Genomic DNA, 12,903 nt, shown 5'->3' with positions numbered 1-12,903 from the left:
TGATGTCGCACGCCAGGGCGATCTCGAAGGCCGCGGTCAGCGTCAGCCCGTGCGCCGCGAACACCACCGGGCACGGCAGCGCCTCCAGCGGATGGATGATCCGCTCGAACAGCGACCGCCACAGTTCGGCGCCCTGGGGGCGGGGGGGGGCCCCCCCCCCGGCGTCCGGGGCGCGCCGCCGCCCGGCGCCGCGCGTCCGGGCGGGATTCCCGGCCTGCCGTTCGGTCCGGGGATGCCCGGCGGCACCGGTCAGGGCATGGGCTCCGGTTTCATGGGCGCTCCCGCCGCCGCGGCGGGCAACCGCAACAACGAGGACGAGCACGGCCGCACGGTGCAGCCGTACCAAAGCCCCACGGGCAACACCGATCTCACCGGGCCGCTGGGCGAGACCACGCCCGAGGTGATCGGCCAGACCCACCACGACGAGATCATCAACGACTACGAGATGGACCAGCTCTAGGCGCGGGCCTCACACGTCCAGCACGTGCGGCAGCCCGGCACGGAAGCGGTCGGCGTCGAGTTTCTTGGCGGCATCGAACACCGGCAGCGCGACCAGCGGAAACACCGCGGCGCGCGGGCCGGGGTCGTCCGCCGCGTCGAGGACGGCATTGGCGGCCGCACGCCCGGACTCGTTGGCGCCCTCCATCGTCGCCAGATCGATATGGCTGCGCACGTGGTCCCCGCCGAAGAACAGGTTCGGGATCGCACACTGCGCGGGCGGCCGATGGTCGTAGGAACCGACCGTGTTCACCAGCAGCGGCGTCTCGTTGGCGGCGACGCCGCCGGACCAGCTGACGCCCGGATCCAGATGCCAGGAGTGGATGTCGTCGTCGTGCAGCCAGTCCGTCGCGGTATTGAGCCATGTCTTCAGCTGTGCCCACACCTCGGCCGAAATCTCCTCGGCCGTACAGTGTTTGGCGCTGCGGCCGTACAGAATGCCGGGCGCGTCCCAGTCGGAGATGTCCACGGACAAGCATTCCCGGACGCTGCCGTCGCCGTAGGTCGCCGCGAAGTCCCCGACCCACATCGGCGCCTGCCGTAGCGCGGTGAGCGCCCACGGCGAGCCGAGCGCGGCGATGTGTCCCTGCGGAATCTCGGTGGGCCGCCGCAGGAAGTACTGGATGCCGACCATCCAGTCGGTGAGCAGTTCCCGCATGCCGGCCAGTCGCGGGTCGGCCTCCAGGATCCGGTCGTGCAGCAGCGGCACCGCCTTGTCCACGGGCATCGCGCAGATGTAGTGATCCGCGTCGACCCGGGTCGACGCGCCGCGGGAGTCGGTGACCGTCACCGACTCGATCCGCCCGCCGCCGAGGTGCAGTGCGCTCGCCCGGCTGCCCAGCACGAAACGCACGCCGAGCGACCGCAGATACGTGACCCACGGGTCGATCCACGCCTCGTTTGTGGGCCGGTTCAGGATGCGGTCGACCCCGCCGGAGAACTGCGGTATCGCCCCGGTCGCCGCCAGGACGAGCGCCTCCCCGATGGTGCCGATGGTGCGGGCCGAACTCAGGTGCGGCTTGGCCGCCACCGTGATCCGGGTGAGCGCGTTGACCAGGTAATCCCGATACGCCGCGGACTTGCCCTCGGCGTGCATGATCTGCTCCCAGGTGACGTACTCCCACTGGCCGAACCGGCGTTCCTCGCTGGAAGTGAACCACAGCAACATCTGCTTGCCGAAGAACGCCAGCTCGTGCGGCGGCAGCTCGGGAACGAACCCGAACGCGCCGACAATGGTGTTCTGCAACAACTGTGGCGTCAGCTGATCGATCGATCCGATCTCCACCGGCGCGAAGATCGGCGGACGGTCGCGCAGGCCCGCCACCGTGCCCTCGACCCGGATCAGGTTGTCCAGCACGCCATTCGGGTTGCCGGGGAACGGGATTCGGCGCATGGTGTCGGGAACGTGCTGGTAGCACCCCGGAAAGAAGCGAAAACCGTGCTCGCCGGGCAGGTCTCGGCGGCCGCCCGCGCCGGTCCCCGGAACTCCCATGCTGCGGGCCTTGCCACCGAGATACGCGGGTTCGTAGACGGTCACCCGGTAGGCGCGTTCGGCGAGTTCGTGCGCGGCCGACAGCCCGGCCATACCGCCGCCGAAGATCGCCACGGTGCGGCCGTCCGAGCGTGGCCCCGGCGAACGCCGTCGCGGCGGGGCCGCCGCGGCCGGACCGGACAGCGCCGGCGCGCACGCGAGTCCCGCTCCCGCGGCCAAGATTCCGCGGAGCAGGGCGCGGCGGTTCATCTGTGCTGACGTCGTCGGCAGCTGATCAGTCATGGTCTTCTCCTGGACGGGCTGGGGTGGAGCGGAGGGAGAGCGGCGTGGGGGTCGCGAGCCGCGAAAGGTCTTGCAGCGGACCGGCACTCAGGGCGGTATGCGTGGAGAACCAGTCGGCGGCGTTGTCCCGCGCTTGGCGCGCCACATCGGCGAGCACGGGCACGGGATCGTGGCGGCCCCGCCACAGCGCGCTCAGCACCAGGCGGGCCGAGCGGGCCGGGGCATTGAGCTCGGCGGGCCGCCGGGTGCGGGAGAAGATTCCGGTGACCAGCTCGCTCAGCGCCGGGTCGCGGGTCGCGGCGCGGTAGAGCTCGATCTCCAAGGGCCGCATGGCCTCTCCGCGAGCCAGGCGATTGGTCCAGTGGTAGATGTCGCGGCATTCGCGCAGCCGCCGCCGCTCCCACTCGCTCAGCACCCGATCGAGGCGCAGCGCGTCGTCCAGGACCGGTGCGACCGCCTCGCCCAGCAGCCGCCCGTAGTGCAGGGCGTCGCGGATGCCCTGTGCGGTGACGGGATCCTTGAAATGCCCTGCGTCGCCGGGCAATACCCAGCCCGGCCCCGACGACCGCCGGAAATAGGACGACAGGCCCGTCGCCGACCGCACCCGGCCCACCCGCTCGCACCCGGCCAGCCGCGCCGCGAGTTCGGGTATGCGCTCGATGGCCGCGGTGTAGCGCTGTTCGGCCGGGCCGGGTCGCCGTTCCGGGTCGGCCGGCGGCTGGACCAGGCACAGCAACAGGCCGTCGTCGCACGGGAAGGCGGTGCCCAGATCCGAACCCGCGCGCCACTGGGCGGCGATGCGACGCCACCCGGTGGCGTCGTCGCGCCAATAGGCGAACAGGCAGTCGCGACCGCTGGGCGCCTCGGCGAACGGCCGCTCGGCGCCCACCAGCCGGGCCACGGTGCTGCGCCGGCCGTCGGCCCCGACGACGAGGCGGGCCCGGATCTCCGCGAGGGCCCCGGACGCGTCGGTGTACCGCACGCCCGCACACCGCTCGCCGTCCCAGACGATATCGGTGACCCGGCATCGTTCGCGGATTTCGGCGCCCGCCGCGACGGCCGTGCGGACCAGGGCATCGTCCAGGCCGATCCGGCGTACGCACATCGCGTAGTCGATCCCGTCGACGGCCGGGAACGCCGTCGCGATGCGGTGCCCGGCGCCCCCGGCGTACGCCCGGGTCAGCCGTGGCGCGCCGAGGTCCGCCACCGCGCCGAGGGCGCCCAGCCGCCGGACCTCGGCGACCCCGGACGGCCAGAGCAGGTGCGTCGAGAGCGTGTCGGAGGGAAAGCGGGCGCTGTCCAGGACGATCACCGTGCGCCCGGCCCGCGCGAGGGTGGCCGCGGTCGCTGCTCCGGCACAGCGGGCGCCGACCACGACCACATCGGCCCGTTCCACCGCCGCAGCGGAAATGTCGCCCATACGTACCCCCTCGGCCACTCAGTCTCGGACAGTGTGTCCGATCGATAGTGCGGCGGTCGGCACCCGAAAGTCAACGCCTGATTCCGCGCGCGGGGCCGGGTGTCCGGGACAGCGCCCCGGCCCGCGGGCCGACGCGATTTCCGGGCGCGGGACGGGCACAATGGCCCCATGGCACGCGCGAACGGAAGACCGCCGGACGGTTCCGGCGCCGCGGCGACGGGCGGCCGATGCCGTCACTGACCCGAGTCCCGAGGCATGCGCGCAAGCCCACCGACGACCGCCGCGCCGAGTTCGAACAGCGGGTGCTCGTCGCGGTGGAGGAACTGCTCGCCGAGGGCACGCCGTACACCGAGATCGCCGTGCAGAAGATCGCCGCCGCCTCGAATTCGGCACGGTCGACGTTCTATCGCTACTTTCCCGACAAGAGCAGCCTGCTGATCCGGATGGCCGACCTGGCCACCGCCGATCTGTTCGAAGCCGCGGAACTCTGGTGGACCACCGAGCACACCGACCGTCAGGCGGGCGTGGCGCGCGCGATCGGGGCGATGATCGCCGGGTTCCGGCGGCACCGCTATCTGCTGCTGGCCTTGAGCGAGGTCGCCGCCTACGACCGGGACGTCGGCGCCTACTGGCGCGGCCGGGTCGCGACGTTCAGCGAAATGGTCCGCGCCCGACTGGAATCCGACCGCGCCGCGGGCCGGGTGAGCGCGGATCTGGATGCCGCGGCCACGGCCGTGGTACTGACCTCGATGGTGGAGCGTTCGATCACGGTGGCGTTCTCGGCCGATACCGGCATCGGCGATACGGAGCTGGCCCGGGCGCTGGGGCGGGCGATCTGGTTGGTCGTGTACGGCGATTCGCCCGACGCGGGCTGACGCGCGCCCAGTAGAACACGTTTCATAACAGCGAGAGACGGTGAAGGTCGATATCACGGCGCCCTCGACCTACGCCCCACCGCACAGTCGTCGACATACCGCCTCTGCCAGCGAAATACACCAGCGAGCGCAAGGCGTCGGCCGATCCCCTGACAGCCCCGTTCGGTCCGGGCTACCATCTCGGCTAAATTGGAATTCGTTCTAGTTCCGAGCCGAGAGGATGCCTCGATGCGCTTCACCTATGCGGAGGCGATGACCGATCCCGCGTACTACATCCCGCTGGCGCAGGCCGCGGAGGCGGCCGGATTCCACGGCATGTCGATCGCCGACAGCATCGCGTATCCGGCGGAATCGGATTCGACCTACCCCTACACCCCCGACGGCTCGCGGGAGTTCCTCGACGGCAAGCCCTTCATCGAGACCTTCGTCCTGTCCGCGGCGCTCGCGGCCGCGACCACGACGCTGCGGTTCAACCCCTTCGTGATCAAGTTGCCGATCCGCCCGCCGGTATTGGTCGCGAAGCAGGCCGCCTCGCTGGCGTATCTCAGCAACAACCGGTTCGTGCTCGGCGTGGGAATCAGCCCGTGGCCGGAGGACTTCGAGATCATGGGCGTGCCGTTCGAGCGGCGCGGCAAGCGCATGGACGAGTGCATCGAGGTGGTGCGCGGCCTGTGCACCGGCGAGTACTTCGAATACCACGGCGAGTTCTACGACATCCCCAAGATCAAGATCACCCCCGCTCCGACCGCGCCCCTGCCGATCCTCGTCGGCGGCCACAGCGACGCCGCGCTGCGCCGCGCGGTCCGCCTGTGCGACGGCTGGATGCACGCCGGCGGCGACGCCGACGACCTCGACCGCATGCTCACCCGGCTCACCGAACTCCGCGCGCAGAGCGACCGCACCGGCCCGTTCGAAATCCACGTGGCCTCCCTCGACGCCTACACCCCCGACGGCATCAAGCGCCTCGAGGACAAGGGCGTCACCGACGTCATCGTCGGCTTCCGCTACCCCTACACCCCCGGCCCCGACACCGAACCCCTGGAAACCAAGATCTCCAACCTCCAGCGCTACGCGGAGTCCGTCATCGCCAAGTGCGACTGACCCGCGCTCGGGTCAGCGGGGCTTGGCGAAGCCCAGGTCGATGACCGCGTCGCGTTCGGTGCGCAGTTCGGTGACGCTGAGATCTGTTCGCTCGCGGGCGTATTCGGTGCGGGGCAGGTCGGGGACGACGGTGTAGGCGCCGTCGGCGCAGGTGACGGGGAAGGAGCTGATCAGGCCTTCGGGGACGCCGTAGGAGCCGTCGGAGGGCACCGCCATCGACACCCAGTCGCCGGTGGGGGTGCCCAGCACCCAGTCGTGGATGTGGTCGATGGCGGCGCTGGCCGCGCTCGCCGCCGAGGACGCGCCGCGGGCCTTGATGATCGCGGTGCCGCGCTGCTGCACGGTCGGGACGAAAACGTCACGGACCCACTCGGTGTCGTCGACGACCTCGAGGGCGGGGCGGCCCGCGACGGTGGCGTGTTCGAGATCGGGGTACTGCGTGGCCGAATGGTTGCCCCAGATCGTCACCCGGTGGATGTCGGCGGCCGGGGCGCCCGTCCGCGCGGCCAGCTGGGCGATGGCCCGGTTGTGGTCGAGCCGGGTCAGCGCGGTGAAGCGGTCGGCGGGCACGTCGGGCGCGTTGCTCATCGCGATGTAGGCGTTGGTGTTGGCCGGATTGCCGACCACCAGCACCTTGACATCGTCGGCCGCGCCGGCGTTGATGGCCGCGCCCTGATCGGTGAAGATCGGGCCGTTGGCGGCGAGCAGATCCCCGCGCTCCATACCGGCCGTGCGCGGGCGCGCCCCGACCAGCAACGCGATATTCGCGCCGTCGAAGCCGATCCACGGATCGTCACTGATGTCCACCGAGCGCAGCAGCGGGAACGCGCCGTCCTCCAGCTCCATCGCCACGCCCTCGAGGGCGCCGACCGCGGCGGGCACCTCGAGTAGCCGCAGCCGCACCGGCGTCTGCGCGCCGAGCATCGCCCCGGATGCAATCCGGAACAGCAACCCGTAAGCGATCTGACCGGCGCCGCCGGTCACGGTGACGGTCACGGGCGGGCGGACGGCAGTGCTCACGACAACTCCTCGCGCACGAAGGATCCTCTGTATCGATGGTCTCGGCCCCAACCCTAACGAGACTCACCACGCCCGAACCCGTGCCGTGAGCAAGTAGACAGTCACCCTCACTCCAGCGCGGCGATCTCACTGTCGCTGAGCACCACCGGCTGCACGATGTCCTTGGCGCGAACCAGCTGCACGGCGCGGTACAGCGGCCGCTCCCCCAGCGCGGCGTCGCGGGCCTCGGCTCGCAACTGGCCCACCAGCAGGTCCGAAACCGCCAGCGCCGCAGCCAGTTTGCTCGCGGCCAGGGCGTCGGCGAGGGTGCGCAGACCCAGAATGTGCAGCTCGCGCCCGCTGCCGCCGTCGGCGTACATGGCCAGCGGGACGACCTGCCGCGCACGGTCGGCGGTAACGCGCAGGACGATGCGACTCAGCCGCCCCGGGTAGACCAGAATCTCCACCCCACCGGCGGCGGCGATATCGAGCCGCCGCCGTCCGAACAGCGTCCGCGCCTCGATCACGGTGCCCGCGAGCCACATTCGCCGACGCTGCACCGACACGGCGTAGAGCGCGGTGGGCGCGCCGAGCATCACCCCGGCCAGCACCGCGACCGGCCAGCTCACCAGCAGCGCCAGCAGCAACGCGACGACCACGCCGACGACGGTCGCGATCACCGTCAGCCGCCGCAGCATCGGCGCGTACAGCTCCGGTGCGATCAGATCCAGGCCGACCGCCTGCGGCCGTTCGGGTTTCGAGTCTTCGGTCACGGGTTCACATTCGTCCGATACGGCCGGGCCGTATCCCGTGACGGTACTACCGATCGACGGCCAGGGCGGCCGTGACGGCCGTGACCGCGTCGTCGAGCGGGACCTGTTGCTGATCGCCGGTGGCTAGATCCTTCAGACCGATCTCCCCCTCGGCCAGGTCTCGATCACCCAGCACCAGAGCGTATTTCGCACCCGACCGGTCGGCGGCCTTCATCGCGCCCTTGACCCCGCGCCCGCCGTAGGCCAGATCCACCCGGATGCCCGCGGCCCGCAACCGGCCGGCCAGCTCGACCAGGCGGCTCTTGGCGGCCTCGCCCAGCGGCACCCCGAACACGTCGACCTGAGCCGGGTCGGCCGCGGCCTTGCCCTCGGCGGCCAGCGCGAGGATGGCCCGGTCCACGCCGAGACCGAACCCGATGCCGGACAGCGGCTGCCCGCCCAGCTCCGCCATCAGCCCGTCGTAGCGACCGCCGCCACCGATGCCGGACTGCGCGCCGAGCCCGTCGTGCACGAATTCGAACGTCGTCTTGGTGTAGTAGTCCAGGCCGCGCACCATCCGCGGGTTCACCACGTACGGCACACCGAGCGCGTCCAGGTGCCCGAGCACCTGCTCGAAGTGGGCCTTCGCCGACTCGGACAGGTGATCGATCATCAGCGGCGCGGCGGCGGTCAGTTCTCGTACCTCGGGCCGCTTGTCGTCGAGCACGCGCAGCGGATTGATCTCCGCCCGCCGCCGGGTCTCCTCGTCCAGCGGCAGCCCGAACAGGAACTGCTGCAACAGTTCCCGGTACTGTGGGCGGCAGGTGTCGTCCCCGAGCGAGGTGATCTCGAGCCGGAACCCGTCCAGCCCCAGCGACCGGAAACCGGCGTCGGCGACGGCGATCACCTCGGCGTCCAGCGCCGGATCGTCCACGCCGATGGCCTCCACACCGACCTGCTGCAACTGCCGGTACCGCCCGGCCTGCACATTCTCGTACCGGAAGAACGGGCCCGCGTAGCACAGCTTGACCGGCAGCGCGCCGCGATCGAGCCCGTGCTCGATCACCGCGCGGATCACCGAGGCGGTGCCCTCGGGCCGCAGCGTCATACTGCGGTTCTTGCGGTCCGGGAAGGTCCACATCTCCTTGCTGACCACGTCGGTCGACTCGCCGACACCCCGGACGAACAGGCCGGTCTCCTCGAAGATCGGCAGCTCCACATGCCCGTACCCGGCCAGCCGCGCGGCGCGCACCAGCGCGTCCCGCACGGCGACGAACTGCGCCGACGCCGGCGGCAGGTAATCCGGGAAACCCTTCGGGGCGGTGAAGCTGCTGGTCTTGGTCACGATCGCCCAGTCTCCCTCACCGCCCGGCGGATAGTCCAACCGACCCGTTGCGGCCGACACGCCTCTCAGGTACTGATGGCACACTCTTAGGCCGTAAGCAGACCGCAACGGGAGGAACTGGGTAGTGCCGAGCAACGAACAGCGGCGACAGGCGGCCAAGCGCAAGCTGGAGCGACGACTGGCCCGGCAGGCCGAGCGGGCCCGCAAGCGTAAACGGCTCGCGATCGCCGGATCCGCGCTCGGCGTGGTCGTGGTGGTCGCGGCGGGCGTCGGGATCTACTATCTGACCCGCGGCGACGACAACCCGGCCGCCGCGGCCGATCCGGACACCTCGCAGTCGGAGACCCCGCAGGCCCCGCCGCCGCCCGAGCCCCAGGCCAAGCCGGCGACGGTGAGCTGCGCCTACCGCGACAGCGGCCAGCCCGCGGCGAAACCGGCGCAGAAGCCCAAGGAGGCCGACGTCTCCTCGACCGAGCAGCACACCGTCGCCGTGCAGACCAGTCAGGGCCCGATCGGCATCGCCCTGAACGCGGGCGAATCGCCGTGCACGGTCAACAGTTTCGTGAGCCTGGCCAACCAGGGTTACTACAACGGCACGCCGTGCCACCGGCTCAGCACGAAGGGCCTGAAGATGCTGCAGTGCGGCGACCCGACCGGCGAGGGCAAGGGCGGCCCGGGGTACGTCTTCGACAACGAGTACCCCACCGACCAGTTCGACCAGCAGGAGCTGGCCGTCAATCCCTCACCCGTGCAATACAAGCGGGGCGTGATCGCGATGGCCAACGGCGGGCCGGGCACCAACGGCAGCCAGTTCTTCCTGGTCTACGGCGACAGCCAGCTGGCGCCGCAGTACACCATCTTCGGCACCATCGACGAGGCCGGACTACAGACCCTCGACAAGATCGCCGCGGCCGGTGACGACGGCTCGCTGGACCCGCGGCCGGGCGGCGGCAAGCCGAACCTGCCGGTCACCTTCGATGCGGTGAAGGTCGCCTGACCCGCGCGAATTGCTCAGGGCCGCCGCGACTTCGGGCCCGGCATCGACCGATGCCGGGCCCCTCGCGCGGCCGCCGGGACGCGCGTTCGGTGAGGGCACCCTCATATCGAAGAACGTCCGGCGCTTCGGCCACCCCGCCGGAATTGTGCGATATATGCTTTCGGTACACGATCCTGGTAAGGCTGCCCTGCGTTTCGCTGGTAACCTCGAAGAACGGAGTACGGAGCGGTGTAGTACCCGTCCTACCGGGCGGTATGTACCGAAACGTAGTTCCGATGTCCGCGTTTGCAGGCGGGACAGCACCGCGCGAACCACCGTTCGGCTGGCGTTGTCCACGACGAAGCACCACAATCATCCATAGTGATCACTGCAGCATCGGGGAGCAGGCATGGCCGAGGAACTCGACGACATCGGTCGCGAAACAGCGGCTTTGATGAGGCAAATGTTGCAGCTAGCGACCCTGGTCGCGCTGCGCACCCGGGAACGTGGCCAACGGGAAGCCGAGGCCCGCGTGAAAGTGACCCAGGAGCGGGTCAAGGAGGCTCGCGAGCGCATGCTCCGGGACGCCCGCGAGGCCAAGTCGAAGGACCCGCGCAACTTGGAATTGGTGCGAATGCTGGAGCGGCCCCGGCTGGAACGGGGCGTGTCCCTGGAGAAGGACCGCGTCTCCGAACGCCTGAGCACCAACCGCAGCTCCGGGCAGGCCGCGCGCAGCAAGGTGCGGGAGCTGGAACGGTACGACTCGATCGAGCGCAGGCAGGCGCTGGCCGCCCACCTGCAGCGCGCCGGCGTCGCACCGGAGCTGGCGGCGGTCCGCATGCTCATGGAGGTCAGTCAGGCCCACCCGCCCCAGGCGGCGGTCCGCGCCCGGCCGGGTGAGTCCCCTGCGGTCACCCGCGCGCGGCAAATCGAAGAACGCGGCCGCGTCCGCGTCCGCGAGTGAGCGGCTCGCTCAGGAGCGAAAGTCTTCCGCCGCCGGATCGATGGTCGGGTCGCCGAACATGCCGTGCTGCGGTGACTTGAGGGGCAGCGGGTTGAGCATCTCCTTGTGACCGTGGCGCACACTGCAGAACTTGAACGGCCCACGCGGATCCAGCAATTTGTTCATGTGCGGATCCGCGTGATCGAGGAACCACACGCTCATCCCGGTGGTCTCGTCCTGGCGCAGATGCTCCCAGGCCCGCCACAGCGCCTGCAGCCGGACCACGGCCTCCGCATGCTTCCACCACTCCGGGCACCATACGGTGTCCGTGAGGTCGGTGACCTGGCGGCGATAGATCAGGCTCAGGTAATTCTCGACGAATTCCACGACGTCGGCGTAGATCAGGTCGTGTTGCTGGTCGCTCACAGCGGGCGAACCTCCTCGGGCTGTCCGTAGGTCTCGGGCGGCGTCGGCGGCGCGTCGTAGTTGCTGCGCTCCTCCACCAGATCGGTGAAGGTGGTCTGCTGCCGCTGCGGATCGTGCCGCTCGATCGAGCGCCGCACCTCGTCAGAATAGTCGCCGTCCCACCACGGAACCGTGCGGACCAGCGTCGCCGGCGCACCCGAGGAGAAGACCACCGCGCGGCCGCGCGGCAGCGTCACCAACGCGTTCACATTGAGGGTGCGCGAGGACCCCAGCGACTTCGAATAGCTCTTGCCGCCTTTGGATTCCGAGACCGACGCCGAGATCGAGTCGTAGTCGCCGATCGCCTCCGAGCGGGCGGTCAGGAAGCCGATGTCGTCGATTCCGCTGCCCAGCACCTTGATATTCGCGGCGGCCCACAGCGCCTCCATACCGGACGGGCCCCAGCACCGGACGCCCTGCGCCCACGACTGCAGCACCGTCATCACCACGATGCCCCGGGAACCGAAGTGACTGTACTGCTTGGGCAGATCCTTCCAGCGCACGATATTCGCGGCCTCGTCGAGCACGGCCAGCAGCGGGATCGGCAGGCGGCCGCCCCGCGACCGCGACGCCTTGTCCATCGCCCGCTCGATCACCGCTTCGGTCAGCGCGCTCACCAGCGGACCGGCCGAACCGCGGCCTTCCAGCGACAGGCAATAGAGGGTCCAGTTGCCGTCCAGGAACTCCAATTCGTCCAATTCGTACCGGGAGTCGCCCGCGCCCCGGGTAACCCAGGGCAGCACATTCGACAGTTTCAGGCAGCGGACCATCTTCTTCGCGGTACCGAAGATGCTGCTCTTGGTGCGCGGGTCGGCGTTGTACTGCTGCGCCAAGCCCGAAGCCGTGAAATTCAGGCCGTAGGCCTCGACGCCGTACTGGCTCGCCGCGGTGCGCAGAATCTCCACCGGCTCACCGTTGTTCGGATCGGTGACCCATTCCCAGACGTCGATGATCGACCGCCGCGACACCGAGGCCGCCAGGAACAGGCCCGCGAGCAGATCCTCGGCCTCGGGATCGAAGTAGTTGTCCGGCCCCTGGTCCGATCCGTCGTCGCCGTCGGCGAAGTGGCCGGCCAGGCGGGAGGCGCGCATCTCGCAGCCGGGGTGCGGCGCGTTCACCCACCGCAACGGATCCCAGTACCAGGTCGGCGGCTCCCCCGCCACGCCCTGCGGGTCGAAGACGAAGGTGCGAGATCCCTTGGCCTCCCGCACATCTCGTGTCGCGTCCACCACGTCGCGCTTGTTCGAGGTGGCCAGCACCGGGCCGATCGCGTCGAGGATGGCCGGAATCACGCGCGAGGTGGTCTTGCCCTGGCGCGGGCCCCAGATGTCCAGGTGCAGGTCCTCGTAGGAGCCGTAGAGCGGGACGCCGTCGGCGACGGCGACGCCGATCGGCACGCCCGGGGCGTCGTCGTAGCCCAGGCGCACGCCGAGTTGCTCGGCCTTCTCCCGCGCACCGGCGGCGGTGAGCGCCGAGATGGCGCCGCCGTTGCCCATGTACTGGGCCTTGGCGTCGACCGGGAGGGCCCCCTTGCTCTTGTTCTTCTTCAGCCGGCGGCGCACCACCACCGCGGCCACCACGGCGAGGACCACGAACAGCAGGATCACCGTGGAAGCGGCCGGCGCAGCCTAATAAGCCCCCCCCCCGCCCGCCCCCCAAGCCAAAGGATTTTTAGGGGTTTGCAGGTTGGTGACCCCCAATTGGTTTGCGAGAATAAGTTCGAGCCCCACCCATACGACCCCCCCCCAAACCAAT

Annotated in this window: 12 protein-coding genes and 1 pseudogene; 5 read left to right on the top strand and 8 right to left on the bottom strand. The window is 70.1% G+C overall.

The annotated features are described in order from the left end of the window. Positions 1–136 (bottom strand): annotated as a pseudogene (locus QH470_RS21510) (enoyl-CoA hydratase/isomerase family protein); the annotation flags it as partial. A 195-nt stretch (positions 137–331) separates the two neighbouring features. Here QH470_RS21510 and QH470_RS21505 point away from each other — a divergent pair. After that, on the top strand, positions 332–460 hold the full coding sequence (locus QH470_RS21505) for a hypothetical protein (protein ID WP_280274154.1): 129 nt from the start codon (positions 332–334) through the stop codon (positions 458–460). A gap of 9 nt (positions 461–469) precedes the next feature. On the opposite strand, the gene QH470_RS21500 is transcribed toward QH470_RS21505, so the two are convergent. After that, positions 470–2,272, bottom strand: a complete 1,803-nt coding sequence (locus QH470_RS21500; protein ID WP_280274153.1) for a hydroxysqualene dehydroxylase — start codon at positions 2,270–2,272, stop codon at positions 470–472. Further along, positions 2,265–3,692: an NAD(P)/FAD-dependent oxidoreductase gene (locus QH470_RS21495; RefSeq protein WP_280274152.1), complete on the bottom strand. Its 1,428-nt coding sequence runs from the start codon at positions 3,690–3,692 to the stop codon at positions 2,265–2,267. Before QH470_RS21495 ends, QH470_RS21500 begins: the two co-directional genes overlap by 8 nt. Before the next feature lie 227 nt (positions 3,693–3,919). On the opposite strand from QH470_RS21495, the gene QH470_RS21490 reads away from it, so the two are divergent. Beyond that, positions 3,920–4,567 (top strand): TetR/AcrR family transcriptional regulator, encoded by a 648-nt coding sequence (locus tag QH470_RS21490; RefSeq protein WP_280274151.1) that lies wholly within the window; start codon positions 3,920–3,922, stop codon positions 4,565–4,567. A 228-nt stretch (positions 4,568–4,795) separates the two neighbouring features. Then, positions 4,796–5,668 (top strand): TIGR03619 family F420-dependent LLM class oxidoreductase, encoded by an 873-nt coding sequence (locus QH470_RS21485; protein ID WP_280274150.1) that lies wholly within the window; start codon positions 4,796–4,798, stop codon positions 5,666–5,668. 12 nt (positions 5,669–5,680) lie between these two features. On the opposite strand, the gene QH470_RS21480 is transcribed toward QH470_RS21485, so the two are convergent. The 3 genes from QH470_RS21480 to hisS all read right to left on the bottom strand — a co-directional run bounded on the left by QH470_RS21480 (position 5,681) and on the right by hisS (position 8,764). Beyond that, complete coding sequence (locus tag QH470_RS21480; RefSeq protein WP_280274149.1) at positions 5,681–6,688, bottom strand: malate dehydrogenase; 1,008 nt, start codon at positions 6,686–6,688, stop codon at positions 5,681–5,683. A 107-nt stretch (positions 6,689–6,795) separates the two neighbouring features. Continuing rightward, positions 6,796–7,440, bottom strand: coding sequence for a hypothetical protein (locus QH470_RS21475; RefSeq protein ID WP_280274148.1), 645 nt, complete (start codon positions 7,438–7,440; stop codon positions 6,796–6,798). Between the two features lie 46 nt (positions 7,441–7,486). After that, positions 7,487–8,764 (bottom strand): histidine--tRNA ligase, encoded by a 1,278-nt coding sequence (hisS, locus tag QH470_RS21470; protein WP_280274147.1) that lies wholly within the window; start codon positions 8,762–8,764, stop codon positions 7,487–7,489. Between the two features lie 124 nt (positions 8,765–8,888). On the opposite strand from hisS, the gene QH470_RS21465 reads away from it, so the two are divergent. Together QH470_RS21465 and QH470_RS21460 are read left to right on the top strand one after the other, a co-directional pair. After that, positions 8,889–9,761, top strand: a complete 873-nt coding sequence (locus tag QH470_RS21465; protein WP_280274146.1) for a peptidylprolyl isomerase — start codon at positions 8,889–8,891, stop codon at positions 9,759–9,761. Between the two features lie 442 nt (positions 9,762–10,203). Then, entirely contained in the window at positions 10,204–10,704 is a 501-nt protein-coding gene (locus QH470_RS21460) for a hypothetical protein (protein WP_280274145.1), read from the top strand. A 9-nt stretch (positions 10,705–10,713) separates the two neighbouring features. Here QH470_RS21460 and QH470_RS21455 read toward each other — a convergent pair whose 3' ends face one another. Then, entirely contained in the window at positions 10,714–11,109 is a 396-nt protein-coding gene (locus QH470_RS21455) for a DUF4913 domain-containing protein (protein WP_280274144.1), read from the bottom strand. Next, the gene (locus QH470_RS21450; RefSeq protein ID WP_280274143.1) at positions 11,106–12,755 is read right to left on the bottom strand and encodes a type IV secretory system conjugative DNA transfer family protein; all 1,650 of its coding nucleotides are present in this window, start codon (positions 12,753–12,755) and stop codon (positions 11,106–11,108) included. Before QH470_RS21450 ends, QH470_RS21455 begins: the two co-directional genes overlap by 4 nt. Positions 12,756–12,903 lie beyond the last annotated feature (148 nt).

This window comes from Nocardia wallacei, from assembly GCF_029868745.1.
GTDB lineage: Bacteria > Actinomycetota > Actinomycetes > Mycobacteriales > Mycobacteriaceae > Nocardia > Nocardia wallacei_B.
This window is presented reverse-complemented; position numbering and strand designations above follow the sequence as displayed.